The following is a 26,167-nucleotide window of genomic DNA, read 5'->3' as shown; positions in this document are numbered from 1 at the left end:
TGCGGGACGGTCAGCCCGGCGAGCAGGAGGGCTGCGGCGGTCACCAGAGATCGCAGGCGCACGGGGGACTCCTCTCAGACATCGGGTGTCTGACGTCCATCCAAGCCGGGTGTCGGAACGCCCGTCAACGCCTTCCCGTCAGCGGTTCCCGTACGGTCACCGCCGCCCGCCCGCTATCCCGTCAGCAGTTCCCGTACGGCGAGAGCCGCCGCCCGCCCGGCCCGGTTGGCGCCGACGGTGCTCGCCGACGGGCCGTACCCGACGAGGTGCAGCCGGGGTTCGCGCAGGACGCGGGTGCCGTCCACGCGGATTCCGCCGCCCGGCTCGCGCAGCCGCAGCGGCGCGAGGTGGCCGAGCGCCGAGCGGAACCCGGTCGCCCAGACGATCGCGTCGAGCCGCTCGTGGCGGCCGTCCGCCCAGCTCGCGCCGTCGGGGGTGAGGCGGGTGAACATCTCCTGCCGGTCCAGCGCGCCCTTCGCCAGGGCGGTGCGTACCACGCCGGTGCGGGAGAGGCCGGTCACGCTGACCACGCTGCGCGGCGGCAGCCCGGCGCGTACCCGCCGCTCGACCAGGGCGACGGCGTCGCGCCTCGCCTCCTCGCCGAAGTCGTCGTCGCGCCACTCGACCGGCCTGCGGGTCATCCACAGGGTGGCCGCCGCCACCCCTGCCAGCTCGGACAGCACGTGCGCGGCGGACGCCCCGCCGCCGACGACGGCCACCCGCAGCCCCGCGTACGGCTCCGGCCCCCGGTAGGCGGCGTAGTGCGTCTGGCGGCCGAGGAAGGCGGCGGCGCCCGGGTAGTACGGCCAGTGCGGGCGTGCCCAGGTGCCGCTGGCGTTGACGACGGCCCGCGCGGCCCAGCGCCGCTCCCCCGCCGACACGAGCAGGCGATCATCCGGACCTTCGCTCACCGCTCCGACCTTTACCGGCCGCACGACGTCCAGCCCGGCCTCCCGCTCATACTCGGCGTAGTAGGCGGGCACCACGTCGCGGGCCCGCGCGGTGAAAGCGGGCTCGGCCTCCCTCCGGACGCCGGGGAGGTCGAAGATGCCGTGGATCTTGTCCATGGTCAGGCTGGGCGAGCGGTGCCGCCACGCGCCGCCCGGCCCGTCCTCGGCGTCGAGGACCACGGTGTCCAGCCCGAACCGGCGCAGGAAGTAGGCGCTGGACAGCCCCGCCTGACCCGCGCCGATCACCACGGCGTCGGCCGGACGGGCGTCGAGCGCCAGGGCCGGATCCAGCTGTACGGTGTCCACATCTGTGGTGAACCGCGCGGGCGCCGCGATGCTTCCCGTGCCGACTTCTGGTGGTAGCCGGGTGCTTCCCGGGGCGGGTTTTAATCCCTTGCTCTGGCCTTCGGGGGGCACTACAGTCCCGTCATCATGTCCAGCCCTGAGTCGAACAGACGCTGACCACCGGCTGTCCGGTGGTCGCCTCCACGCACCCGCATGACGTCCGTCGCCGGACGTCCGCCGCACCCTGTCCTGGGACGCCTGGCGCGTGAGGAGTGACCGGGCCGCCGTGCCGGTCCAGTTCCTCTGTCACTCGGGAGTCATCTCGTCATGCCATTGGCCGTCTTCATCCTCGGTCTGGCCGTGTTCGCCCAGGGCACCTCGGAGTTCATGCTCTCCGGGCTGCTGCCCGCCATCTCCGCCGACCTGCACGTCTCCATCGCCCAAGCCGGGCTGCTGACCTCGGCGTTCGCCGCCGGTATGGTCGTCGGCGCGCCCGTGCTCGCCGCCGCCACCCTCCGCTGGCCGAGGCGCCGTGCGCTGGGGCTGTTCCTGCTGGTCTTCGCCGTCTCGCACGTGGTCGCGGCGCTCACGCCCGATTACGGCATGCTGCTCGCGGCGCGGATCGTCTCCGCCCTCGCCAACGCGGGATTCTGGGCCGTCGCGGCGGCCGCCGCCGTCGCGATGGTCCCCGTCGAGGTCAGGGCCAGGGCGCTGGCGATCGTCGTCGGCGGGGTCACGCTCGCGACCGTCGCGGGCGTGCCCCTCGGGGCGCTGGTCGGTCAGCTCTGGGGCTGGCGGGCCGCGTTCTGGGGCGTCGCCGCGCTCTCGGCCCTGTCCGCCGTCGCCGTCTTCGCCGCCCTGCCCGCCGAGGCCGACCGGGCGGCGCCGTCTGCCCGCGACGCGGGCTCCGCGTCCGGGCCGGGCGGCTTCGCGAACAGCGGACCACGGCGGCCGAGTGCGGTGGCCGAGTTGCGGGCGCTGGCCGATCCTCGGCTGGCCGCCACCTACCTGCTGAACGCGTTCGTGCAGGGAGCCACGTTCTGCACCTACACCTTCCTCGCGCCGCTCGCCACCGAGGAGGCCGGGTTCGGGCCGGGGGCGGTTCCGGTGCTGCTGGTGCTGTTCGGAGTGGGCTCGCTGATCGGCATCACGGCCGGTGGGCGGCTGGCCGACGCGCACCCCGTGCGGATCCTCTGGTACGGCGCCGCCGCCCTCATCACCGGCTGGATCGTACTCGCGCTGACCGCCGGAAGCGGCCCCGCCCTCGTGACGCTGATCCTCATCCAGGGGATGCTGGCCTTCGGCCTGGCCCCGGCGCTGACCTCGCGGGCCTATGCGCTGGCGGCGGGTGCGCCGACGCTGGCGGGCGCGTTCGGCACCGCCGCCTTCAACGTGGGCGCCGCCGCCGGACCCGGGCTCGGCGGCCTGGCCATCGACGGCGGTCTCGGCTACCGCTCGCCGGTGTGGGTGAGCGTGGCGTTGATGGCACTGGCCCTGCTCACCCTGGTCTGGGCCCGGCGCCTGGACCGTCGCGCCGTGACGGCGGTCCGGGCGGGCGGGCAGGAGCGTCTCCCTGGAGGCCGCGAGCCGGAGACGGCGGGTGGCGTTTGGGGGCGGGTGACCATACCGATGACCCGGCCTGACACCGGCCGCACGCAAGACAGGCGCCCGTAACGGTCATCCGACCGGACACAGGACGCCGCCCTCCACGGTCGCGCCCGAACACGGGGCGAGCGACCGCGACAATCACCCGGCCGGAGGTGAAGCGGCCCGCCGCGCGTGGGGGTTCGGCGCGCGGCGGGCCCTCGGGAGGCGGGCCTACCTGAGACTGATCCGGTCCAGGTTGGGCCCGCCGTCGGCGGTCGTGGCCACCAGTTTGACGCTGTTGGCCCCGGCCGTCACGCTCACGTCGACGGCCGCGTTGGTCCAGCCGTCCCACGTGGTGGTGCCCGGGAAGTCGCGGACGACGGGCGGGCCGCCGTTGACGGAGACGCTCATGGGCCGCGCGACCGAGGTGCCGTTGGCGTATCTGAGCGTCAGCCGGACGTTGCCCGCCGACGCGGCGTCGACGGGGAACTCGATGCCGCTGCCGACGACGTTGTCGAAGTTGACGAAGCCGGTGCCGGAGTATCCGGCGTGGTTGGACTCGACCGCGCCCTGGGTGATGGCGGCGGACTCGGCCTCGACGCGGGTGAGGGTGCCGCCGGTCGGCCGGGCCCTGATCAGGCGGGTCTCGCCGGGCCGCAGGGTGGCGCTGTACCCGGAGGCGGCGCTGCCCTCGGCCGCGCCGGACCACAGGTTCGTGACCTCGGCGGGGCCGGTGAAGCCGACCTGCGGCCAGGTGACGCTCACCGTGGAGTTGCCGGAGGTGCCGGTGTTGAACAGGGCGACGATGTGGTCGCCGCCCGCCTGGCGTTTGCGCCACACCTGGTTGACGCCGCTGCTGATGATGCGCTGGGCAGCGACGCCGTCCTGGTTGACGGCGATGAGCCGGTCGTTGGTGAGCATGGCGAGGTCGGTGGCGGTGAGTGCGGTCAGGTCGCTGCCGAGCAGCAGCGGCGAGGCCGCCATCGCCCACAGTGTCAGGTGGGAGCGGCGCTGGTCGGCGTTGATGCCCATCTGGTCGCCGTTGCCGATCTGCAGCGAGTCGAGGTCGTTCCAGCCACCGGGCGCCGCGTACTGCTGCCAGGACGCGGCCGAGTTGAAGCGCCCGCTGACCTTGGCCCAGGTGGTGAGCGGGAAGCCGCTGCCGTTGGGTCCCGGCCCGCAGTAGCATTCGACGTCGCCCTGGGTGCGCCAGCTGTTGGCCAGGCGTTTCCACGTGGTGGCGTGGGAGATGGGCAGGTTGTTGGACAGGGCGAAGTTGATGGGCCGCCCGGTCTGGCGCAGGGCACGGTCCCAGGCTTCGACGTCGGCGACGGTGGTGGCGTCCACACCGTCGATCTTGAGATGGTCGACGCCCCACGAGGCCATCTGATCGGCCCACGAGTTGATGAACGCCTGCGTGCCCGGGTGGTCGAAACGCAGCCGGTACATGTTCCTGCAGTTGTAGTTCTTGTGCGTGGCGCTCGTGTCGGCGATGTCGGCGGCCCGGTACGCGGTGCCCTCGACGCGGGTGTTGCGGGTGACCGCGTTCTTGGCGATGCCGGGCGTGACGTAGAAGCCGAACTTCAGTCCCTTGGAGTGGACGTAGTCGGCCAGGGCCTTGATCCCGCTGGGGAACTTCGCGGCGTCGATCGCCCAGCGGCCGTACTCGTCGACCAGGAAGCCGTTGGCGTCGCACTTCTGGAAGAAGTCGTCGAGGTTGACGTAGACGTAGCCCTTGGCGGCCAGGCCACTGCTGACCAGGGCGTCGGCCTGGGCGCGCAGCTTGGCCTCGTCCGGCCAGCGGCGAACGAAGCTCCAGCTGCTCCAGCCCATGGCGGGCCGGATGGACTGTCCGTTGTCCGAGGCTCGGGCGGCGGGCTGCTGGGTCACGGTCAGTGCCGCTGCCACCAGCGCGAGTGCCGCGAGGATCCTTCTCACCGCTTCCTCCTTCAGCCGACGCTGAGCCGGTCCAGGTTGGGGCCGCCGTTGGCGGTCGTCGCGGTGGCCCTGACGGTGTTGGCGCCCGCCGCCAGCGGGACGGTGACCGTCCGGGTCGTCCAGGTGGGCCAGGCGCCTGTCGGGTCGAAGGCGAGGCCGCCCGCCGCGAGGGTGCCGTTGACCGTGATGTCCATCGGGCGGCCGACGGCGGTGCCGTTGGCGTACCTGAAGGTGAGGGTGGCGGTGCCCGCCTGGGCGGCGGTCACGGTGAACTCCACGTAGGAGCCGACGAGGTTGTCGTAGTTGACGAAGCCGGTGCCGGTGAAGCCGGCGTGGTTGGACTCGATCACGCCCTGCCCGATGACGGCGTTCTCCGCCTCCAGGAGAGTGGGCGGCGGGCCGTCCGACGGGGTGAAGGCGGGGTCGCTGGAGACGGCGATCCGGTCGAGGAGCGCGCCGTCCTCGCGGTAGGCGAAGGTGAGCGTGTGGGTGCCCGCCGCCAGGTCGTAGGTGACCGGGAACTGCGCCCAGTGCCAGGACGCGCCGAGCGGGATGTTGTTCCAGTTGGTCCAGGCGCCGCCGTCGGCGCGCACCCAGAAGGAGTCGTCGCTGTCGGTGGGGGCGATCACCCGCCCCCACACCGTGAACGCCCCCGGGTCCGGGACGTCGAACGACACGGTGGCGTGGCCCGTGGCCGGGGCCGACGCCTGGCTGTTGCTGCCGGGGGCGACGGCGACGTAGGAGCCGCCGGAGGCGGCCGGGTCCTGGAGGGTCTGCATGGGGGCGGTCACGGTGCCGGACTCGGCCTCGGCGTACCTGGTGACGGGGGTACCGGGGACGGGGGTGGAGTTCGTGGCCCGCACCCGCAGCGCGCCGCCCGAGGTGTTGGCGCCGGCCACCGTGTAGCCGCTGACGCCGCTGACGCCGACGTCGTAGGCGCTGCCGGAGCCGCGCTGGGCGGTCACGTCCAGGCGCAGGTCGGAGCCGTCGTCGACGATGAAGGCGGGCCGGTTGTCGTTGGCGTCGAGCCGGAAGGCCGAGCCGTTGCCGATGCTGAGCCCCCGCACGTGGCGGGCCCACACGCCGAACGCGGGCCGGGTGCCGTAGTCGCGGGGCGGGTAGCTGGTGAGGAACTCGCCCGGTACCCGATTGGCGTCGGAGGCCGGGTGGCCGCCCGGGACGGTCAGCCTGACGTTGTCGAAGGTGATGCCGGGGCCGATGTCGACCGAGGGGGTGCCGGTGACGGTGCTGGTCAGCTCGGAGCCGCCGGTCGTTCCGGACGGTTCGGGCGCGGTCAGGTTGACGCCGGTCACGTTCGTCACGCTGATGTTCCTGATGCGGCCCGCAGGCGGTGAGCCGGGGCAGCGGCGGCGTTCGCCGATCTTCATGAAGATGGGCGTGGTCGTCTTGGTGAGCGAGATGTTGCGGTAGTGGACGTCCTCGATGATCGCGCCGTCCATGGAGACCATGCCGATCCCGGCCTTGCCGCCGCCGAGCACGGTGATGTCGTCGAAGCGGATGTCGCGGAAGTTGCCGCACGTCTCGGAGCCGAACTGCAGCGCGTTGTTCTCGTGGGAGTAGACGACCGTGTTGCGGACGCGGATGTTCTGGCTGGTGTGGGTGCGGCCGAGGGCGTAGTCGCTCTTGAGCCCGATGGCGTCGTCGCTGGCCTCGATGCGGCTGTTCTGCAGCACGACGTTCCAGCTGTTGATGAGGTTGATGCCGTCGCGGACGTTGTCGCGCGCGTACACGGTCTTGAGGTTGTCGATGAGGACGTCGTGGCAGCCGTTCAGCAGGGCCATGAAGTGGCCGCCGCGCCTGATCGTGATGTCCTTGATGCTGACGTCCGCGCAGTCGGTGAGGGCGATGGCCTTGTTGCCCGCGCCGCCCGGCGGGGAGTTGCTGGTGGACAGGTTGCCGTCGCCGTCGATGGAGCCGGTGCCCGCGAAGTGCACGTTGCTGACGCCCCTGCCGACGAACAGCGAGTTGTCGAAGTGGCTGTGGCCGAAGTCCTGGTAGGCGTCGTAGGGGTTGTTCTCGGGGGCGTCCATGCCGCTCGCGGCGGCCCGTACGGTCGAGCCCGCGTCCAGGCGGATGGTGACGTTGCTCTTCAGGTGGATGGTGCGGGCCCGGTAGTTGCCGGAGGGGAAGACGACGACGCCGCCGGGGGCCGCGCTGGCGGCGTCGATGGCCCGGTCGATCGCGTCGTCGTCGTTGGTGGAACCGTTGCCGGTGGCGCCGTAGTCGCGGACGTCGAACTCCGCGACCGCGGCCGCCGGTGGCGCCGTCAGCAGCGGTAACGCCAGCACCAGGGCGGGGAGCCAGGCCAGGCGGGTCATTGCGCCACCTCGATGTAGTCCAGGTTGGGGTTGCCGTTGGCGGTGTTCGCGGTGATCCGTACGGTGTTGTTGCCGGCGTTGAGCGTGACCGGCAGGGTGAGCGTGGTCCAGGTGGTCCAGGCGCCGGTTCCGGGGAAGTCGCGCACGACGGTCGCGCCGTTGACGGCGATCGTGGCCTGGCGGTTGGCGGTGGTGCCGTTGGCGTAGCGGACGCGCAGGGTGGCAGCGCCCGCCAAGCCGCCCGCCGACCCCGTGACGGTCCACTCGATGTAGCTGCCCGCGACGTTGTCGCCGTTGACGAAGCCGGTGCCGGAGTGCCCGGCGTGGTTGGACTCGACCGCGCCCTGCGAGATCGTCGCGTTCTCCGCCTCGTAGCGGGTGCCGGTGCCCGGCTGGGTGTTGGAGATGTCCCTGCCGTTGTGGAAGACGTTGACCAGCCGGAGGCCGTCGACGAAGTTCGCGGTGTTGCCCGCGTCGGTCATCCCGGTGAACGTGCTGTTGGTGATCGTCACGTTCTGGATGTGGCGGGCCGAGCGGCCGTCGATGTTGTACGCCGAGCGCGCGCCCGTGATCGTCATCCCGTCCACGGTGATGTCGCGGACGGTGGGCGGGAGGTTGCCCGAGGTCTCGTAGTTCATCGTGACGTACAGGGCGTCGCGTTCGAGGTTGCGGCCGGTGAAGCGGCGCAGGTGCACGTCCTCGACGAAGCCGCCCCGGTTGAAGCTGGTCTTGACGTACAAGGCGTACTTCACGGGGTAGCGGCCGGGGAAGTCGGCGGCGTTGCAGGCGCAGTCCTCGGCGAAGACCTTGCGGACCCCGCCGGACATCTCCGAGCCGACCGTGATGCCGCCCCAGCGCCCGGAGAACCGGCAGTCGCGCACGACGATGTTCTGCGAGGGCCGGTTGACGCGGCGGCCGTCACGGTCGCGGCCCGACTTGACCGGGATGCAGTCGTCGTTGGTGTTGAAGCGGCAGCCGGAGATCAGCACGTCCGTCGAGGAGTCCGGGTTGCAGCCGTCGCCCTGGGAGTTGGTGCTGTAGAAGGTGACGTTCCTGACGGTGACGTTGGTGCAGTAGACCGGGTGCAGCGTCCACATCGCCGGGTTGCGCAGGTCGAGGCCCTCGACCAGCACGTTCGTGCAGTTGTACAGGCCGATCAGGTTCGGCCGCAGCCTGCTTCCCGCGCCGAATCTGCGCTGCTCGACCGGGTGGTCGTTCGCCCCCCAGCCCCACAGCCGGTCGCGGTCGGCTCCGCCGTTGCCCCACGAGGACCACTCCCCCGCCGGGGCGTTGCCGTCGATGGTGCCCGCGCCGGTGAGCGCGATGTCGGTCTGGCCGTTGGCGTACACGAAGGGCGAGTAGTTGTAGCACTCGATGCCCTCCCACCGGGTGAACACGGCGGGCAGGTAGGAGGCGGGGTCGGTACGGAAGCGGATGGTGCCGCCGCTGGCCACGTGCAGTTCCACGTTCGACAGCAGGTGGATCTTGCCGGTGCGGAAGGTGCCCTGCGGCACCAGCACGCGCCCGCCGCCCGCCGCGTTGCAGGCGGCGATGGCCGCGCGGAAGGCGTTCGTGCAGTCGGTGCTGTTGTCGCCGACCGCGCCGTAATCGGTGACGGGGAAGGTGCGGTCGGGGAAGACCGGCGCGACGATGCGGGCCAGGATGGACGGCACCTCGTCCCACGGGGAGGCGACGGCGGGCGCGGCCGCCCTTGCGGGCCGCGCCTGGCCCGCCGCGAGTGGCCCGGAGAGAGGCCCCGAGAGAGGTACAGAGAGGGCCGCGGCGCCGGTCGTGAGGACGGCCGCGCGTAGGAATCCGCGCCGCGACGTACCGCTCATTGGGTCACCTCTAGGTAGTCCAGGTTGGGGTTGCCGTTCGCGGTGTTCGCGGTGATCCGTACGGTGTTGGCGCCCGCGTTGAGGGTGACCGGCAGCGTCGCCGTCGTCCACCCCGTCCAGGTGCCGGTGCCGGGGAAGTTCTGGGTGATCGGGCTGCCGTTGACGGTGATCGTGGCGGGCCGGTCGGCGGTGGTGCCGTTGGCGAAGCGGACGCCGAGGGTGGCGGCGCCGGCCGTACCGGTGACGGTCCACTCGGTGTAGCAGCCTGCGACGTTGTCGCTGTTGACGAAACCGGTGCCGGAGTGCCCGGCGTGGTTGGACTCGACCGCGCCCTGCGAGATCGTCGCGGCCTCGGCCTCGTAGCGGGTGGTCCCGCCGCCGTTGCCCGCGACCGCCTTGTACGAGCGCAGGTTCGTGAGCAGGAGGTGGCAGTTCTGCAACGAGCCGGAGGAGTCGCCGAGCGAGCGGTAGATGCCCCATTTGGGACGCACCCGGTCGCCGAGGAAGGTGTCGATCCCGGTCCTGGTGGCGTCCACCACGGTGGTGGCGCCGTCGCGCAGCACCCAGCGGACCGCGCCGGCCGAACCGTCGCCGATCCTGATCTCGTAGTCGATGTCGATCCACTTGTCGTGCAGCGGTTCCAGGTTCGTCCGCCCGACCAGGATGTTCGGCTCGAAGATCTTGTGCTCGATGGTCTGCGTGCCGCCGGAGCGGCGCAGCGAGGTCACGGTGATCGGGCCGGTTCCGGTGCCGGGCATCTTGGTCTGGAAGATGTGGGTGAAGGTGGTGGTGGCCTTCAGCGTGCTCGGGATGAACATCGAGTACGTCACCCGCCACAGCTCGCCGGTCCGCCACTGCAGGAAGCCCGAGGGCGTACGGTTGCCCGTCACCTCGTGCCGCTGCCGGTCGGTGCTGGTGTCGCGGTCGACGGTGTGCATGGTGAAGCGGAAGTTGTCGCCCTCGGGGAAGATGTGCGGGGCCGCCGAGGTGTGGGAGTCCGCGCGGTCGTCCTCGATCGACTCCCAGGCCCGCATGCCGTCGGTGCGGGCCGACGGCGACCACATGAGCTGCCAGCTCTGGCCGGGCGGCAGCAGGGTGGGGGCGGCGGCGAAGGCGGGGCGCCCGGTCAGGAGCGGAGCGGCGGCGACCGCGCCGGCGAGAAGGCCGAACTGGCGGCGTGACAGTTCCATGGTGTCCTATCCGATGGTGATCGTGTCGGGGTCCTCCGCCTGGTCGCCGGTGCCCGCGGCGGCGCCGACGTCCAGGTAGTCGAGGTTGGGTCCGCCCTCGGCGGACAGCGAGACGAGCCGGACCCGGCTGCCGAGCGTCGCCCGCAGGGACAGGGTCCGCCAGGTGGTCCAGGCGCCCGTCGGCGGGAAGTCGAGCGTGCCCACGCGGACGTCGTCCACGCTGACCTCCATCGACCGGACGGCCGCGGTGCCGTTGGCGTAGCCGAAGGTGAGATCGCGGGTCCCGGTCTCGACCACGGTGAACTCCAGCGCCGACCCGGGCACGTTGTCCAGGTTGACGAACCCGGTGCCGGAGAATCCCGCGTGGTTGGACTCCACCGCGCCCTGCGTGATGCGGGCCTGCTCCGCCTCGTATCTTCCGGGGCGGGGCGGGCTGCCCGGCAGGCCCCAGCGGGTGCCCGGGGTGGCGATCGGCACCCGGTCCACGACCAGCGGCGGCCGTTCGCCGGTGTGCACGAGCACCTCGCGGTCCTTCGGCAGGGCGATCTGCACGGTGCCGCCGCCGAGGTCGGTGACCTGCGCCGGGGTGCCGTCGTCGAGCACGGCGGTGAGCGGGCCGGTCAGTCCGTGCCGCAGCCGCAGCGGCTCACCGGCCAGGCTGCGCACCCGGACGAAGCGGGTCGTGCCCGCCCGGCGTACGGCCGTGACCAGGAAGGCGCCCTGGGTGCGGAAGTCGTGCAGGGTGACGTCCGGCCAGGCCGACGGCACGGCGGGGAAGATCCGGATCACGCCGCCCCAGCTCTGGCACAGCAGGTCGTGGATGCTCTGCGAGGCCGACAGCGGCGTCTCGATGACCGGCCCGGCCTCGGTGTAGTGGGTGTTGGCGCGGCACGGGAAGGAGGTCGCGGGGTCGAAGAACCTGCGCAGGTACGACAGGGCGGTGTCGCCCCGGCCCATCGAGGCGTAGACGGAGGCGGCTCCGGTGTAGCTGTAGCCCCGGTGGGCGCCGGTGAGGGCCTGCCAGCGGGTGAGGGAGCGCTCGATGATCACACGGCTGCCGGTCTGGTCCCAGTTCACCAGGTAGAGCGGGTAGATCATGAGCAGGTGGGAGTAGTGCCGGTGCGACTGGGCGTACGGCGTGCTCGCGCCGATCATGTAGCCGTTGCCGTCGGCCGGGTACGGCGTCAGGTCGGCCAGGGTCGCACGCCAGCGCGGCTTGAGCGGGTCGTCGACGCCGAGCCGGTCGGCGGCCTCCAGCAGCGTCTGGCAGCCCCAGCGGATGAGGGACAGGTCGTAGTTGCAGTCCTTCGGCGGCACCACCGGGTACTCCGGTGACAGCGTCGAGGGCAGGTGCAGCCTGCCGTCGGTCTCGGTGCGCAGGAAGTGCAGGTAGTAGTTGACGGCCCGCCGCAGCAGCGGGAAGAGCGTGTCGCGCAGCAGCGCGTCGTCCATGGTGTGCCGGTAGGACAGCCACACGTTGTGCAGCGCCCAGGCCAGGTCGCCGACCTCGGCGCCGCTGCCCGGGGTGCCGACGCTCCTGGTCGCGAACATGTCCGAGCTGCGGCCCACGCCCGCCGAGTCCCCGCGGTAGGCGCTCGGGACGTTGGCGACGAGCTGCTGCCTGTTCTGGCTGAGCGTGGTCGTCAGCGAGTCGAGTTCCAGGTGGTTGGAACCGTGGATCAGCCAGTATTCGAGCTGGACGTTGAGGTTCCACCACACGGCGGGCCACGGGGTCGGCTCCAGCCACGGCCCGGTCGTGGCCATGACCGGGCCGCCCGCGCGGGTCGCGCTCGCGACCTTGTAGAGCTGGATCCAGTGGAAGCCCTGCAGCCGCTCGTCGGGGATCGACAGGAAACTCTTCGGGTAGAAGGCGTGCCACCAGGCCCGATGGGCGGCCCGCAGTTCCTCGTACGGCCTGGCGTCCCTGACCCGGGCCAGCGCCTGCCCTTCGGCGGCGGTGCCGGAGGGGAAGCTGTGGGCGACGCTGAGCAGCAGCAGCCCGCCGCTCCTGCGGTAGGCGGTCGCGGTCTGGCCGCCGCCCGCGAGCGGCTGCAGCACCAGTTCGACCCCGCCGGTGCTCTTCGTGCTCCAGGTGGGGTTGCGCACGTACCCGGCCGGAGGCGCCTCCGACGCCTCGCGCGGGCTGTCGGCCGCCGCCGGGTGGAAGGTCCAGCGGACCTGCTCGGTGCCGGTGGCCGAGGCGTCGGCGACCAGCGTCTCGCCGTGGACGAAGACGGTGAGCGAGATCCGGCCCGCGCTGGTGGTGATCGTTCCGGTGAGCTCGGCGTCCCACAGGCTGAGCCGCCAGTCGACCCCGGTGATCGTACCGACCGGGTCGAGGGTGAGGTGGCCGACGGGCAGCCTGCAGGTGCCGAACCCGCTGCCGAACTGCGGCCGGTGGTCCTGGACCCGGCCGTGCTGCGTGGTGAAGCGGATCTTGTTGGCGCCCGGTTCCTTGTACACCATGCTGCCCAGCAGGCCGTCGCCGAGAAAGGGCCCCTCGTGCCAGACGGTGGGCAGGCGGGCCCACAGCAGGTCCTGGTCGCGCAGGAACGCCGCCCAGTCCACCCGGTCGTCGAGCCGCCAGGGGGCGGTGGCGGCGTGGGCGGCTCCGGACGGGAGGGCCGTCGCGGCCAGCCCCCCGGCGGCGGTGCCGAGCAGGGCCCGCCGCGACAGCTCCGTCATGCGCCCACCTCCAGGTAGTCGAGGTTCGGTCCGCCGTTCGCGGTCGTCGCCGTCAGCCTGACGGTGTTGGTCCCCGCCTCCAGCCGGGCGGACACGGTGGTGGTCTGCCAGGTGGTCCACGCGCCCGTGCCGTTGAACGCCTTGCCGGCGGCGACGACGGAGCCGTTGACCGCGACGTCCATCGGGCGGTTGGCGGTGGTGCCGTTGGCGAAACGGAAGGCCAGCGTCGCGGTGCCCGCCGACGCGGCGGTGAGCGTGAACTCGATGCCGCTGCCGGCGACGTTGTCGAAGTTCACGAAGCCGGTCCCGGAGTGGCCCGCGTGGTTGGACTCGACCACGCCCAGGGTGATCGCCGCGTTCTCCGCCTCGTGGCGGGTGGCGGCGGGCGGGGAACCGTACAGGGTGCCGTTGATCCGTACGTTGTGCAGCCGCACGCCGACGGTGTTGCTGAGCTGCGGCGCGGGAGTGTCGATCGCGGTGAAGACGCAGTTGGAGATCGTCACGTTCGTGACGGGACTGGCCGAGGAGCCGGACAGCTTGATCGCGAACGGCGAGTCCGCGATCGTCATCCCGTCCACGGTCAGGTTCCTGATCGTCGGGTTGGCGATCGGGCCGTGGCCGGGGCCGGTCAGGCTGTAGTTCATGTCGATGTAGAAGCCGCCCCTGTCGCACGGTCCGCCGGACAGGCCGCGCACGTGCACGCCGTCGACGACCCCGCCGCGCCGGTTGTTCGTCTTGAGGTAGAGCGCGTAGAAGGAGCGGTAGCCGGAACCAGAGAAGATCTGGTTGTTCTCGGCGAAGACGTTGCGGACGCCGCCCGACATCTCGCTGCCGACGGTGATCGCGCCCCACCGGCCGTAGTACTTGTTGCCCCGGATGACAATGTTCTCCGACGGCACGTTCACCCGGCGGCCGTCGATGTCGCGGCCGGACTTGATGACGGTGCCGTCGTCTCCGGTGTCGAAGGAGCAGTTCTCGATCAGGACGTCCGCGCAGCTCTCCGGGTCCACGCCGTCCACCATGGCGCCTCGGCTGTAGATCTTGACCCGCCTGACGGTGACGTTGCGCGACAGGACCGGGTGGACCGCCCACATGGCCGGGTTCCTGATGTCGAGGTCCTCGATGAGGACGTTCCGGCACTCGTAGAGCTGGATCATGTTCGGTTTGAGGAAGTGGCCGTCGCCGAAGCGGCGCTGGTCGACGGGCAGGCCGTCCACCGCCGTCTGCTGCAGCCGGTCCCAGTCGGGGCCGCGCTGCCCGTCGAAGCCGAACCACGGCCCGGCCGCCGCGTTGCCGTCGATGGTGCCGGAGCCGGTGAGCGCGATGTCGGTCTGGCCTCTGGCGTAGATGAACGGGGAGAAGTTGTGGCACTCGATGCCCTGCCAGCGGGTGAAGACCATCGGCAGGAAGGCGGCCGCGTCCGACCGGAAGCGGATGGTGCCGCCCGCCGCCACGTGCAGTCGCACCTTCGACAGCAGGTGGATGGCGCCCGTGCGGAATCTGCCGGTTCCCGGCACCAGCACCGTGCCGCCGCCTGCCGCGTTGCAGGCGGCGATGGCCGCGCGGAAGGCCGGGGTGCAGTCGGTGGAGTTGTCCGGCAGGGCGCCGTAGTCGGTGATGTCGAAGGTGCGGTCGGGGAAGGTCGGCGGCACGATCCGGGCCAGGATGCCGGGGACCGCGTCCCACGGGGAGTCCGCCGCCGTCGCGGCGACGGCCGGGGCGGCCGTCGTGGGCAGCAGCGCCGCGCCGCCGCCCGCGAGTCCCGCGACCCGGAACAGGTCGCGTCGAGAGGCTCTCATCGCCAAGTCTCCGCTCGGGGGTGTGACCCGCCCGGCGGCCGGGGCCGCCGGGCGGGTCGGGGCGGTCACTGGATGTCGGAGCGGCGGATCGTGTCGGCCGCGCCGCTGCCGTTGTTGTCGGAGTTGGTGGAGCCGAACCAGATCGCGCCGGCGCCCGGCACCTTCTCGACGGCGCGCAGGCGGCCGTAGGTGCCGTTGAAGTAGCTGTTGACGGTGCCGACGTTCTCGCCGTTCAGCACGATCCGCCACAGGCGCTGGCCCTTCAGCGTGGCCATGAAGACCGTGTTGTTGACGATCGCGATGCCGGACGGCGACGCCTCTCCGACGCTCCAGGTGCGCTTCGGGTTGGTCATGCCGGAGACGCTGCAGTTGCCCTCGCACTGGGGCCAGCCGTAGTTGCGGCCGGACTGGATCAGGTTGAGCTCGTCGCGCGAGGAGTTGCCGAGTTCCGACGACCACAGGCGACCGGCCGAGTCCCACGCCAGGCCCTGCGGGTTGCGGTGGCCGTAGGAGTAGACGCGGCTGTTGAACGGGTTGCCGGGGGCCGCGGCGCCGGTCTTGGTGATGCGCAGGATCTTGCCGTTGAGGGAGCCGAGGTTCTGCGAGTGGCTGGTCTGCTGCGCGTCACCGGTGGCCACGTACAGGTGGCCGTCGGGGCCGAACTTCATCCGGCCGCCGTTGTGGAACCTGCTCTTGGCGATGCCCTGCAGAACCGTCGTGTAGCCCGACAGCGCGGTGCCGTTGAAGGTCATCCGGGCCACCCGGTTGCCCTCCGAGGAGGTGTGCATGAAGAACACGTCCTGGTCGGAGGATCCGTTCCAGGTCGGCGACAGCGCGACGCCCATGAGGCCGCCCTCACCGCCGGTGGTCTGACTGTTCGGTACGGTCCCCACCTGCGTCTTGGTGCCGGAGGCGGTCACCTTGAACACCCGGAAGGTGTCGCGCTCGGTCACCAGGGCGAAACCGCCGCCGGGGGCCCAGCCGATGTCCCACGGGATGTCCCAGCCGCTCGCCACGGTGGTCGGGGTCTGCGGCACGCTGCCGCAGCTTCCGGTGGTGAACGAGGCACTGGCCGCGCTCGGGGCCGACAACTGGCCGGTGGTGTCGCGGGCGACGATCCGCACCTGGTACGTCGTGCCGCACTCCAGCGGCACGGTCGAGGTGGTCGCCGGCGGGGTGCCGGTGACGGTCTGCAGGACCGTGTTGTTCTGGTCGCGGACGAGGTAGGCGGTGACGCCGTTGTCGTCGGTCGAGGCGCCCCAGCTCACGGTGGCCTGCGTCGGCTGGACGCCGGTGACCGTCGGCTGGCCCGGCTGGGTGGGCGGGTCGTCGGCCGGCGCGGGCAGCGTCCGGCAGAGCACCTCGGGGCTGGACGGCGAGACGTTGCCGGAGCCGTCTCGGGCGAAGACGGAGATCTGGTACTGGGTGTTCGGGCTCAGTCCGGTGACGGTCGCGGGCGAGGCCGGCGCGGTGCCGATCTGGGTGCCGAGGTGGAAGATGTCATAAGCGACGACGCCGATGTTGTCGCTGGCCGGCGCGAAGTTCACCTTGAGGCTGTTGTGCGTGACCTCGGTGCACGAGGGCTGGCCCGGAGTGGTGGGCCGCTCGGTGTCGCCGGGGCCGGTGACGTTCAGCCGGTCCAGGTTCGGGCCGCCGTTGGCCGTGGTGGAGGTGGCCTTGACCGAGTTGGCGCCCGCGCGCAGCGTGGCGTTGACGGTGACCTCGGTCCAGGTGGTCCAGGCGCCGGTGCCGGTGAAGTCCTGGTTCACGGCGGTGCCGCCGTTGACGGAGATCGCCATGGGCCGGTTGTCGGCGGTGCCGTTGGCGAAACGGAAGACCAGGCTCTGCGGCCCGGCGACGGCCGCGCTCACGGTGAACTCGATGCCGGAGCCGACCACGTTGTCGAAGTTGACGAACCCGGAGCCGGTGAAGCCGGTGTGGTTGGACTCCACCGCGCCCTGGGTGATGACGGCGCTCTCCGCCTGGTACTCCGTGCTCGGCCCGGCGATCTCGACGTCGAGGTAGTCCCAGTTGGGGTTGCCGCCGACGGCGGAGGCCGTGGCGCGGATCTTGTTCTCACCGGCGACCAGCGGGGCGGTCAACGTGCTCGTGACCCAGGTGGGCCAGCCGCCGGTCGGCTCGAAGGCGCGGTCGTCGGCGACCAGGGTGCCGTTGACGCTGATGTCGCTCGGCCGGTTGGCCGTGGTGCCGTTCGCGTATCTGAACGCGAGGGTGGCGGTACCCGCCGAGGGGGCGTTGACCGTCCACTCGACGTACGGCCCGGCGATGTTCTCGCCGTTGACGAACCCGGTGCCGGAGAAGCCGGCGTGGTTGGACTCCACCGCGCCCTGCGCGATGGTGGCGTTCTCCGCCTCGTATCGGGTGGGGGCCGCCGAGACCGCGGCGGCGGGTGCGATCACCGCCAGTCCGCCTGCGGCGAGCAACAGGGCCAAGGTTCCTCGGAACCCGCGTAACTTCATGGTGCTCCTTGAGAGGATGGCGAAAGATTGGAGCTTTTCATCGTGTTCCCACAAAGAGTCACACTCGTCAACAGATATCGGATCTTGGAACGCTCCATTCTTGGCGAGGATTGATGTTTTGTCGAAGAAAAGATCCGATGTACTAGACGCAACAACCGGTTGGAGGTACGAATGATGGAGATCTCATCCGGCGAAAGATTGGATCTGTCTCCCGGACCGAACAAACCTCCAGCCGGTCCGGGAGACTCCACCTTGCCGCGATACATGGGATGTATCACGTGTGAGGAGCCGTGCACTCCCCCATCTCCACGACGCTCACCCTCGCCGCAGCAGCCGCCGACGGCCTCAGCCCCCGCGCTCCTCGAAGCCGAGCACGCCGCGATCTCCCAGAGTGCCGCCGCCCGCCCTCGCGACACCTCCCGGGCGACCGGCCTCGCCCCGGTGATACGGGCGAGGCCGGTCGTCGGTTCCCGGGCCGTCTGTCGGCCGTCGTCAGCGGAACGCGCCGAACGCGACGGCGGTCGTCGAGGAGATGGCCGTCGCCAGAACCACGAGGATCAGGACCGTGGCCAGGGGGTTCTTTCGGGGCTTCGGCGGGCCGTCGTCCCGCGCGTAGGCCCGCTTGAGCGTCGGCGTCGGGGTGGGCGTGGGTGTGGGCGTCGGGCGCGCCTGCGGTGTCACCCGCGCGACCACCCGGGGTGGCGGCGCCTGAGAACGGCCGGGCGTCGGCTTCGGGGTCGGTTCAGGCGTGGGCGTGGGAGTTGGTGTGGGGGTCGGGGGTGTCGGGGTCGGGGGTGTCGGGGTCGGGGGTGTCGGGGTCGGGGGTGTCGGGGTCGGGGGTGTCGGGGGTGGTTCAGGCGTGGGCTTCGGGGTCGGCGCGGGCGCGCACCGAAGCGCGCACGGGGGCAGGCAGTCTCCGACGTGCACGCTGACGATGCCCGCGTCCAGACAGACCGTCACGTCCACGGGCCCGATCACCGTCACGCCGACCGCCTCGTCGGTCTCAGGATCCCGGACCTCCACCTTCACGCGATCGGCCCCCGTCTCAACGGCGACAGACCGACCGGCCTCCGTCTCGGCGGCGTGCTCCGGGGCTGACTCGCCAGCCCCCTCGGGAACCGGTTGCGGAGCCCTCTCCGAACCCGATTCGACAGCCTTCTCTGGGGCCGGCTCGGCGGCCCGCTCGAAATCCGGCCGGGCGGCCTGGTCAGAGGCCGTCCCACCCCCCGAGTCAGAGGCCGTCCCTCCCTCCCGGGCAGAGGCCGGCCCACCCTCCGGATCAGAGGCCGTCCCTCCCTCCCGGTCGGAGACTGTGCCACCCGCCCGGTCGGAGGTAGTGTCCACGGCGTCGCCCGGGGTGCCGGGGACGGCGGCGCCGGGAGTGCCGGGGGTCGCGTGGGTCTCCGCCGTGACGGGGGGCGCACCGGCCCGGCCTTCGTCGCCGTCGGCTGCCGAACTGCGCCCAGGGGCGTCGGCCGCGCTCCGAGACGCGGCCTCCGCGCCAGCGGGCCGGCCCGGCGTCGCGGACGGGCCAGAAGACGTCGCGGTACGCCCGCCGAGGGCCGGGCCGTCCCCTTCGGGTGTCTCTTCTGCGGACGGCCCCGACGCCGAAAGTCGTCCGGAGTCCGCGGACGGGCGGGCCCCCGAACGGTGCCCGGAGTCCGGGGACGACCGGAACCCCGAAACGCGCCCGGAGTCCGCAGACGACCGGAACCCCGAGACGTGCCCAGAGTCCGCAGACGACCGGAACCCCGAGACGTGCCCAGAGTCTGGGGATGGCCGGGACACGGAAGGGTGTCCAGAACCTGCGGACGATCGGGACCCCGGGGAGTGTTCGGAGTCCACGTGGGACGACGAAAGGTGTTCGAGGTCTGCGAGAGGGCGACTGGCCGAGAGAGCGCCGGCGTCTGCGGCGGGGGTGAGCGCGGACGGGCCGGAGTTGCCGAGGGCGGCCGCGCCCCACGGGATGATCGCGCACAACGCCAGGAGGGCGGCCGCGACCAGCAGCGGCGTTCGCGGGACGGCCATGGTCACACGCCCGAGGAGATCCGCGCGAACTCCTGCAACGCCGCCCTGAACGCCTCCGGCCCGACAGCCAGCGGCCCGTCGAAGACGCGCATGATGTCCCACGTGAGGTAGATGCCGAAGCCCAGCATTCCGGCCAGCGCCAGCAGCGGCACCACGGCGGCGCCGCGCGGCCTGGCACCGGCCATGAACGGGAACAGCACCACCACCACGCCGGTCAGCGCCGTGAGGACGAGCAGGCCGGGAGGCGGCGTCGTGGCCGCGTCGGCGGCGCGCTGGGCGCGGGCGGCCGCGAGGTCGCCGATGTGGTCGAGGACCTTGCCCTGCGTGTCGGCGACGGCGTCGACCGTGGCCCTGACCTGGGCGACCTGGGTGCGGAGCGCGTCGAGGCGCTCGCCGCCGACCGGGTCGAGGCGGCCCTGGGCCATGAGCGCCCACTCGTCGTCGACGACCGCGCGGACGTAGTCGCGCAGGCCGTCCCTGACGAGGTCGCGGCTGGACTCGGGGAGCCCGGCCGCGGCCCAGTACGCCTCGACGGCGGCGCTGCTCTCGGCCTGCGTGTTCTGCCTGGCCGAGTCGGAGGAGGTCCACGGCACGATGATGGCGATGGCGAAGGCGAGCAGGAACAACGCCGACAGCATCGCCCCCGCGTGGGACACCGAGGGGCCGCCAGGGTCACGGTCCTCGCTGCCGAGCTTCCTGAACAGGATGGCTGCGAGCGCCACCACGCCCACCGCCGCCGCCACCGCGAGCGCGTAAGCCACCATTGAGTCTTCTCTCCAGAGGATCGTCGGATACTGTGTGTCACGTAGCTATCACAGTCCGCATGGGCTCGTACATGGATCAGAAGGACTGGCCTGCGTGCAAGGCGGGATCTCGTGACAGAACCCGCACATCTCCCCGCAGAACGCACAGACCCCCCGGAACTACGCAGAACCCTCCCGAACGTCCGGGAGACGAATAGGGCCCGGAAGAGGCGAGCGCGGACGTCGCGGGGCCGACATGGGCACTGCGGAGGCGAGCGCGGACGTCGTGGAGCCGCCTCGGCGCGGTGGAAGCGATGGCGGTTCGCAAGACGGCGGCTCACCGGCCGGGCCGGAAAATCAGCTGCTTCGGTCACCTGGCGTTGACTAGCATGGGCGCCGCCCGCCCGGCAGGGGGCGGACATCGGCCGGGGCGGGCGCGTGGCGGGCGCCGTGGCCGTGGACAGGCGCCCACGGAGCCGGGAGGCGGCCGGAGCGGCGTGTACCCGACGACCCTCGGCCGGACGAGCGGGTGTCCGGCCGTCGAGGAGTGACGTTCATGCAGGACCGTCCCGAAGACCTCACCGACCGTGAGCTCGCCGGAGTGCTACGCGAGCATTGGGACATCACGGACGGCTTGCGCTACGCACCGGTGGGGTTCGGCGATCATCACTGGACCGCCGGCGAGCGCTGGTTCGTGACGGTGGTGAGGCTGGCGAAGGACGATCCCGGCGCCGCCTTCGACCGCCTGTGCGCCGCGATGGACACGGCCGCGACGCTGGCGGCGCCGTTCGTGGTGGCCCCGATGCCGTCGCGGTCGGGCCGCAGCGTGGTCAGGCTGGGCGACGGCTTCGCCGTCACGGTGTTCCCGAAGGTGGACGGCACGTCCGGCGAGTTCGGCGAGGATCCGGGCCCCGAGGCCCGGGTGGCGATGGCCGAACTGCTGGCCGAGCTGCACCGGGCCGACCCGGCGGGGGCGCCGCCGTTCGATCCGGTGCTGGGCGCCAGGGGCGAACTCGAGGCGGCGCTGGAGGAGCTCGACCGGCCGTGGAGCGGCGGGCCGTACTCCGAACCGGCCCGCGCGTGGCTGCGCGGCCACGGCGCCGACGCGGTGCGCGAGGTGCTGGCCGCGTACGACGAGTGGTCGGCGCGACCGGCGGGACCCCGGGTGATCACGCACGGCGAGCCGCACCCGGGCAACGTGCTGCGTTCGGCCGGGCGGCTGCTGCTGGTCGACTGGGACACGGTGGCCGTCGCGGCGCCCGAGCGCGACCTGTGGCTGGCGCTCGGCGACGACCGGGCCGCCCAGGACGTCTACACGCGGGCGAGCGGGCACGAGGTGTCGCAGGAGCGGCTGGCGCTGTTCCGGCTGCGCTGGGACCTCGACGACCTGTCGATCTACGTGGGTGAGTTCCGCGCGCCGCACGGTGACACGGCGGACCTGCGCACCGCGTGGGAGGGAGTGCGGGGCTCGCTGGCGCGAGCCGTCTCCATACTCGGATAAACGCTGAAAGTTCACCATGCCTGGGGGATTGTCCCGCTTTGACGTGCGGAGTTTCAACGTCGGTTCAGAGTATTGGGCGCTCCCCCGGCCGGTGCCCTTGTTGCCTGTGACGCGCCTGTTGCACCGTACGCAGCGAAACAGCCTCCAGGTAGCAAGGAGACCCATTCATGAGGCATCGCTTACCCGGCATTCTGGCGTCCGTCGCGCTGGCCGCCGCCGCCTCTGTCGCCGCCACCCCCGTGTCCGCAGCCGCCGCCCCGTCGCTCGACGAGGTGGTGGTCGGCGCGATGACCGAGCGCAGCACCGCAGAGGGTTCCCGGCTGGCCTCGGCGGGCGCCGGCACCGAGGTGAACGTCCAGCGCAAGAGCCGTGACGGCGCCTGGGTGTTCGGCTCCTCGGTGATCAAGGCCCCGCAGATCGAGGGCGCCTATCCGGAGAGCTGGCTGTTCGTGGCCAAGCGCGAGGCGTCGGGCTGGCGCGTCGGCCTGGACGGCAGCCCCGCCTTCGCCGAACTCGCCCAGGGCGCACCGCGCGAGGTCGTCAGCGCCGGCGAGAAGACCACGTTCGCGGCCAACGTCGGGACGCAGGCCACGGCCACCGGGCTGTCGCTGCCGTACCCGGTGGGCGCCTCCTGGAGGATCATCGGCGGCCCGCACGGCTGGTCGGGCCAGCCCCGGCCGTGGAGTTCGCTCGACCTGGACAGCCGGGCCGCCAACCGCGACGTGCTGGCGGCGCAGTCGGGCCGGGCGTACTCGATGTGCTCCAACGGCGGGCACATCCGCGTCATCCACGACAACGGCTGGACGACGGAGTACTACCACCTGCTCAACGAGATCCAGCCCGCGCCGGGCACCCAGGTGCGGATGGGCCAGTACCTCGGGCAGACGAGCACCCGCATCCCGTGCGGCGGCTCGGCGGGCAGCAACCACGTGCACTTCGCGCTGAAGAAGGGCTCGGCGTGGGAGCCGCTGCAGGACAAGACGATCGGCGGCTGGACGTACTTCGAGGGCTCCAGCGCGTACGGCGGCGGCGCCCGCAGGGGCACCGCGACCCGGTACGTGGGCGACTGGCTGGAGAACTTCGGCCCGGAAACCCCCGGCGGCCGTACCTTCGAGAACCTCGACGACGTGCAGGTGCCGGACCTCGGCCAGGGCGAGTCGTCGATCACGGTGAGCGGTGTCGCGGGCAACGCGCCGAGCGCGCTGAGCGTCTTCGTGGACGTCCACCACGGCTGGCGCGGTGACGTGCGGATCGATCTGGTGGGGCCGACGGGCCAGACCTACCGGCTGAAGGATCCGGCGCCGAACGACAACGGCACGATCCTCCACGAGACGTACACCAAGGACGCCTCCGGCTCCCCCGCCAACGGGACGTGGAAGTTGCGGGTCACCGACGTCGACACCAACCATTCCGGATACATCGACGCATGGAGCCTGACTTTCTGACTAAACAACTGTAAAGTCAGGTGATCACTCCTGCCCCTCGGGAGGGTCGCCCATGACGCAGCAGTTCGACCGGGTTCTTCGCGAAGCCATCCATGCGCGCGGCCTGAGTCTGGAACGCCTGCACGCCCATCTGTCCCAGCGAGGCATCAGGGTCAGCCTGGCCAGCCTCAGCAACTGGCAGCGGGGCAAGTGCCGCCCGGAGCGATCGCACTCGCTCCGGGCGTTGCACGCCCTGGAGGAGATCCTGGCGCTGCCGGACGACACGCTCATCTCCAGCCTGGGCCCGCCGCGCCCGCGCGGCCGGTGGGTGCGCCAGCCGAGGGGGTCGCTCGCCTACCGCGACCTGTGCCCGGTGCCGGCGAGCCTGCAGCGGCTGTTCGGCGAGATCGACCATGTCACGGACGGCCAGCTGGAGCCGGTCGCCTATCACGACCATTTCACGGCGGGCCCCTCCCGCGACGAGCGCGCGGTGCGCACGCACGCGGTCTTCCGCGCCCGGAAGAGCGGCGTGGACCGGCACGTGGCCATCCACTACAACGAGCACGGGCGACTGCCCGACCGGTGGTCCACCTCGTTCTGCCGCCCCGGCCGGGTGCGCACCGACGAGAGCGCCGGGCTCACCGCGATGGAGCTGCTGTTCGACCGGCCGCTGGAGCAGGATGAGACGTACGTCGTCGAGTACACCTTCGGCTACAGCGGCGGCGGCCCCGAGAGCAGCCACTACAACCGCTGGTTCCGCTTCCCCTCGCACTCCTACCTGCTGACGGTGCAGTTCGAGCCGACGGCGCGGCCGGTGCGCTGCTTCCGGACGAGGGACGCGGGCGACGTGGCGGAGCTGCGGCTGAGCGGCTGGAACGCGGTCCACCTGGCCCAGGCGGGGGTGGCGCCCGGCGTGCACGGGATCCGCTGGGAGTGGGCGTGACCGTAGCCATCCAACCAAGCGCTTGCTACGCTCGGAAATGATCCACTCGCCGGAGCACGGGCGCCGCCCGCCTTGGGCAGACTGGATCATGTGCCGGGACCCCGGACCTTCGGGCGCTCCGCCCGGCCGTGCGGTCCCCCACGACCTCGCACGGCCGCCCGCGCGGGCGGCGCACCCGATGTGGAAGGACCTGTCATGAGCCGAGCGGGCATCTCACGGCGTGGATTCATCGCGGGCACCGGCACCCTGTTAGGCGCCGCCGCCCTGAACGCACCCACTGCCTCGGCCACCGCCAGGGCCGCCGCTCCGATCGCCGCCGGCGCCCACGTGGCCGCCCTGGTCGTCGGCAGCGGGTACGGCGGGTCGGTCGCGGCGCTGCGCCTGGCGCAGGCAGGGGTGCACGTGCACCTGGTGGAGATGGGCATGGCCTGGGACACCCCCGGCCCCGACGGCAAGATCTTCTGCAACACCCTGCGGCCCGACCACCGCTCGTACTGGCTGCGTGAGCGGACGAAGGCGCCGCTCAACTTCTTCCTCGGCTTCCCCATCGACCGCGACATCACCCGGTACACCGGCGTCCTGGACGCGGAGGACTTCGCGGGCATCACCGTCTACCAGGGGCGCGGCGTCGGCGGCGGGTCGCTGGTCAACGGCGGCATGGCGGTCACGCCGCGCCGGGAGAACTTCGCCGACATCCTGCCGGGCGTGAACGCCGCCGAGATGTACGCGACCTACTACCCGCGCGCCAACACCGAACTCGGGGTCGGCACGGTGAACCCGGCCTGGTTCGACTCCACCGACTACTACCAGTACGCCCGCGTCGGCCGTAAGCACGCGCAGCGCTCCGGGTTCCCGTTCGTGTTCGTGCCCGACGTCTACGACTGGGACTACATGGAGCGGGAGGCGGCGGGGACCGTACCGAAGTCGGCGCTGGCCGGTGAGATCCTCTACGGCAACAACCACGGCAAGAAGACGCTCCAGCACACCTACCTCGCGCGGGCGAAGGCGACGGGCCGGGTCACCGTGTCGGCGCTGCACCGGGTGGCCTCGGTCAGCCCGGCCTCCGGGGGCGGCCACGGCGGCTACACGGTGGTCATCGAGCAGCTCGACACCGGCGGCGCGGTCGTCGCCACCAAGACGGTGACCGCCGACCGGGTGTTCTTCGCCGCGGGCAGCGTCGGCACCAGCAAGCTGCTGGTCAAATTGAAGGCGACCGGCGCGCTTCCGGCGCTGAACGACGAGGTCGGCAAGGGCTGGGGCGACAACGGCAACGTGATGTGCGGCCGGGCCAACCACGTGTGGGACGCGACGGGCAGCCTGCAGTCGACGATCCCGTGCGCGGGCATCGACAACTGGGCGGCGGGCGGCGCCTTCGCCGAGGTGGCGCCGCTGCCGACGGGCATCGAGACGTTCGCCTCGTTCTACCTGGCGATCACCCGCAACCCGAACCGGGCGAGTTTCCGCTGGAATTCGGCGGCCGGGCGGGCCGAGCTGGACTGGCAGACCGCGTGGAAGCAACCGTCGATCGACATGGCGAAGACGATCTTCGACAAGATCAACGCCAAGGAGGGGACGATCTACCGCTCCGACCTGTTCGGCGTGTACAAGATCTGGGGTGACCACCTCACCTACCACCCGCTCGGCGGCGCGGTGCTCGGCCGGGCGACCGACGGTTACGGGCGGCTGGCCGCCTACCCCGGCCTGTACGTCATCGACGGCGCGCTGATCCCGGGCAACACCAGCGTCAACCCGTTCGTCACGATCACCGCGCTGGCCGAGCGCAACATCGAGGCGATCATCGCCGCCGACCTCTGAGCGGCGGGCCGCCCGGCCGGTCACCGAAACCGGTGGGGCCGCCCAGCCGGTGCCCGATAGCGGCGGGTCCGCTCGAACCGGTCACCGGTCCGGGCGGCCCGCGACCAGGTCCTGCAGAGCGTGCTTGGCGCGCTCGATCGGCCGGCGCAGCCGGGCCTCCCGCCAGGTGGCGCGGCGGAGCTTGCGCGAGCCCTCCTTGTAGCGCCACCGCGCCCACGGCGAGCCGGGCCGCGCCAGGCGGACGGCGCCGATCACGGCCAGCGGGGCAGTAGACGTCGTCGAGGTGCAGCACCAGCGCGAACTCGTCGAGCACCAGCGCGGCGCCGACGCCGAACAGGCCGGCGGCCAGCGCGGCGATCCACGACCGGGTGTCCTCCACGGCGAGGCCGCCGATGCCGCCCAGGCACATGAGGACCAGCCCGAAGACCACGTGGTGGATGTGCAGCCCGCCGGGTGTCACGTTGCCCGGCCACCAGCGCACCTGCCTGCGGATCAGCCGGACGCTGAACCTGATGAACAGGAAGGTCACCAGGAACATCACGAAGAAGCAGAACATCCGCAGTCTCCCGGCGGCCATGACCTCCCGGGCGAACCACTCCTGCATGCACCCGACCCTGCCACG

General features: G+C 71.7%; 15 protein-coding genes and 1 pseudogene. 5 read left to right on the top strand and 11 right to left on the bottom strand.

From position 1 onward, the window contains the following. Positions 1-173: 173 nt before the first annotated feature. The gene (locus ABD120_RS35605) at positions 174-1,256 is read right to left on the bottom strand and encodes an FAD-dependent oxidoreductase (RefSeq protein WP_343954751.1); all 1,083 of its coding nucleotides are present in this window, start codon (positions 1,254-1,256) and stop codon (positions 174-176) included. A gap of 306 nt (positions 1,257-1,562) precedes the next feature. Between ABD120_RS35605 and ABD120_RS35600 the strand changes: the two are divergent. Then, positions 1,563-2,798: pseudogene (locus ABD120_RS35600) on the top strand (Cmx/CmrA family chloramphenicol efflux MFS transporter); the annotation flags it as partial. Between the two features lie 255 nt (positions 2,799-3,053). On the opposite strand, the gene ABD120_RS35595 reads toward ABD120_RS35600, so the two are convergent. The 9 genes from ABD120_RS35595 to ABD120_RS35555 form a co-directional block, all read right to left on the bottom strand. Continuing rightward, positions 3,054-4,760: a CBM35 domain-containing protein gene (locus tag ABD120_RS35595; protein WP_343954749.1), complete on the bottom strand. Its 1,707-nt coding sequence runs from the start codon at positions 4,758-4,760 to the stop codon at positions 3,054-3,056. An 11-nt stretch (positions 4,761-4,771) separates the two neighbouring features. After that, positions 4,772-7,099, bottom strand: a complete 2,328-nt coding sequence (locus tag ABD120_RS35590; protein ID WP_343954748.1) for a glycosyl hydrolase family 28 protein — start codon at positions 7,097-7,099, stop codon at positions 4,772-4,774. Then, a complete protein-coding gene (locus ABD120_RS35585; protein ID WP_343954747.1) occupies positions 7,096-8,937 on the bottom strand; it encodes a glycosyl hydrolase family 28 protein in 1,842 nt (613 codons plus the stop codon). Before ABD120_RS35585 ends, ABD120_RS35590 begins: the two co-directional genes overlap by 4 nt. Next, complete coding sequence (locus tag ABD120_RS35580) at positions 8,934-10,127, bottom strand: CBM35 domain-containing protein (RefSeq protein ID WP_343954746.1); 1,194 nt, start codon at positions 10,125-10,127, stop codon at positions 8,934-8,936. The genes ABD120_RS35585 and ABD120_RS35580 overlap by 4 nt, the downstream gene beginning before the upstream one ends. A 6-nt stretch (positions 10,128-10,133) precedes the next feature. Continuing rightward, complete coding sequence (locus tag ABD120_RS35575; RefSeq protein WP_343954745.1) at positions 10,134-12,812, bottom strand: glycosyl hydrolase family 95 catalytic domain-containing protein; 2,679 nt, start codon at positions 12,810-12,812, stop codon at positions 10,134-10,136. Then, positions 12,809-14,611, bottom strand: a complete 1,803-nt coding sequence (locus ABD120_RS35570) for a glycosyl hydrolase family 28 protein (RefSeq protein ID WP_343954744.1) — start codon at positions 14,609-14,611, stop codon at positions 12,809-12,811. The genes ABD120_RS35575 and ABD120_RS35570 overlap by 4 nt, the downstream gene beginning before the upstream one ends. A gap of 65 nt (positions 14,612-14,676) precedes the next feature. Further along, positions 14,677-17,091, bottom strand: a complete 2,415-nt coding sequence (locus ABD120_RS35565) for a PQQ-dependent sugar dehydrogenase (RefSeq protein WP_343954743.1) — start codon at positions 17,089-17,091, stop codon at positions 14,677-14,679. A gap of 492 nt (positions 17,092-17,583) precedes the next feature. After that, positions 17,584-17,772: a hypothetical protein gene (locus ABD120_RS35560; RefSeq protein ID WP_343954742.1), complete on the bottom strand. Its 189-nt coding sequence runs from the start codon at positions 17,770-17,772 to the stop codon at positions 17,584-17,586. Between the two features lie 1,349 nt (positions 17,773-19,121). Then, entirely contained in the window at positions 19,122-19,883 is a 762-nt protein-coding gene (locus ABD120_RS35555) for a bestrophin-like domain (protein ID WP_343954741.1), read from the bottom strand. 535 nt (positions 19,884-20,418) lie between these two features. On the opposite strand from ABD120_RS35555, the gene ABD120_RS35550 reads away from it, so the two are divergent. The 4 genes from ABD120_RS35550 (at position 20,419) to ABD120_RS35535 (ending at position 25,545) form a co-directional block, all read left to right on the top strand. Then, on the top strand, positions 20,419-21,363 hold the full coding sequence (locus ABD120_RS35550) for a phosphotransferase enzyme family protein (RefSeq protein ID WP_343954740.1): 945 nt from the start codon (positions 20,419-20,421) through the stop codon (positions 21,361-21,363). Positions 21,364-21,530: 167 nt separating this feature from the next. After that, positions 21,531-22,808, top strand: coding sequence for a proprotein convertase P-domain-containing protein (locus ABD120_RS35545; RefSeq protein ID WP_343954739.1), 1,278 nt, complete (start codon positions 21,531-21,533; stop codon positions 22,806-22,808). A 52-nt stretch (positions 22,809-22,860) separates the two neighbouring features. After that, positions 22,861-23,730, top strand: a complete 870-nt coding sequence (locus ABD120_RS35540; protein WP_343954738.1) for a helix-turn-helix domain-containing protein — start codon at positions 22,861-22,863, stop codon at positions 23,728-23,730. Between the two features lie 195 nt (positions 23,731-23,925). Beyond that, entirely contained in the window at positions 23,926-25,545 is a 1,620-nt protein-coding gene (locus tag ABD120_RS35535) for a GMC oxidoreductase (protein ID WP_343954737.1), read from the top strand. Here the strand turns inward: ABD120_RS35535 and ABD120_RS35530 are convergent. Beyond that, on the bottom strand, positions 25,526-26,149 hold the full coding sequence (locus ABD120_RS35530; protein WP_343954736.1) for a hypothetical protein: 624 nt from the start codon (positions 26,147-26,149) through the stop codon (positions 25,526-25,528). The genes ABD120_RS35535 and ABD120_RS35530 overlap by 20 nt on opposite strands. Positions 26,150-26,167: the final 18 nt, after the last annotated feature.

Source organism: Nonomuraea longicatena, from assembly GCF_039525605.1.
In the GTDB taxonomy this organism is placed as follows: Bacteria; Actinomycetota; Actinomycetes; order Streptosporangiales; family Streptosporangiaceae; genus Nonomuraea; species Nonomuraea longicatena.
Note: the sequence above shows the minus strand (reverse complement) of the source record. Positions and strands in the feature narration are given on the sequence as shown.

What these genes read in the sequence shown, in the direction of transcription:
- ABD120_RS35555 (WP_343954741.1), bottom strand. Translation starts at nt 19,883, where the DNA reads ATGGTGGCTTACGCGCTCGCGGTGGCGGCGGCGGTGGGCGTGGTGGCG.
- ABD120_RS35570 (WP_343954744.1), bottom strand. Translation starts at nt 14,611, where the DNA reads ATGAGAGCCTCTCGACGCGACCTGTTCCGGGTCGCGGGACTCGCGGGC.
- ABD120_RS35585 (WP_343954747.1), bottom strand. Translation starts at nt 8,937, where the DNA reads ATGAGCGGTACGTCGCGGCGCGGATTCCTACGCGCGGCCGTCCTCACG.
- ABD120_RS35575 (WP_343954745.1), bottom strand. Translation starts at nt 12,812, where the DNA reads ATGACGGAGCTGTCGCGGCGGGCCCTGCTCGGCACCGCCGCCGGGGGG.
- ABD120_RS35535 (WP_343954737.1), top strand. Translation starts at nt 23,926, where the DNA reads ATGAGCCGAGCGGGCATCTCACGGCGTGGATTCATCGCGGGCACCGGC.
- ABD120_RS35580 (WP_343954746.1), bottom strand. Translation starts at nt 10,127, where the DNA reads ATGGAACTGTCACGCCGCCAGTTCGGCCTTCTCGCCGGCGCGGTCGCC.
- ABD120_RS35545 (WP_343954739.1), top strand. Translation starts at nt 21,531, where the DNA reads ATGAGGCATCGCTTACCCGGCATTCTGGCGTCCGTCGCGCTGGCCGCC.
- ABD120_RS35530 (WP_343954736.1), bottom strand. Translation starts at nt 26,149, where the DNA reads ATGCAGGAGTGGTTCGCCCGGGAGGTCATGGCCGCCGGGAGACTGCGG.
- ABD120_RS35540 (WP_343954738.1), top strand. Translation starts at nt 22,861, where the DNA reads ATGACGCAGCAGTTCGACCGGGTTCTTCGCGAAGCCATCCATGCGCGC.
- ABD120_RS35550 (WP_343954740.1), top strand. Translation starts at nt 20,419, where the DNA reads ATGCAGGACCGTCCCGAAGACCTCACCGACCGTGAGCTCGCCGGAGTG.
- ABD120_RS35565 (WP_343954743.1), bottom strand. Translation starts at nt 17,091, where the DNA reads ATGAAGTTACGCGGGTTCCGAGGAACCTTGGCCCTGTTGCTCGCCGCA.
- ABD120_RS35590 (WP_343954748.1), bottom strand. Translation starts at nt 7,099, where the DNA reads ATGACCCGCCTGGCCTGGCTCCCCGCCCTGGTGCTGGCGTTACCGCTG.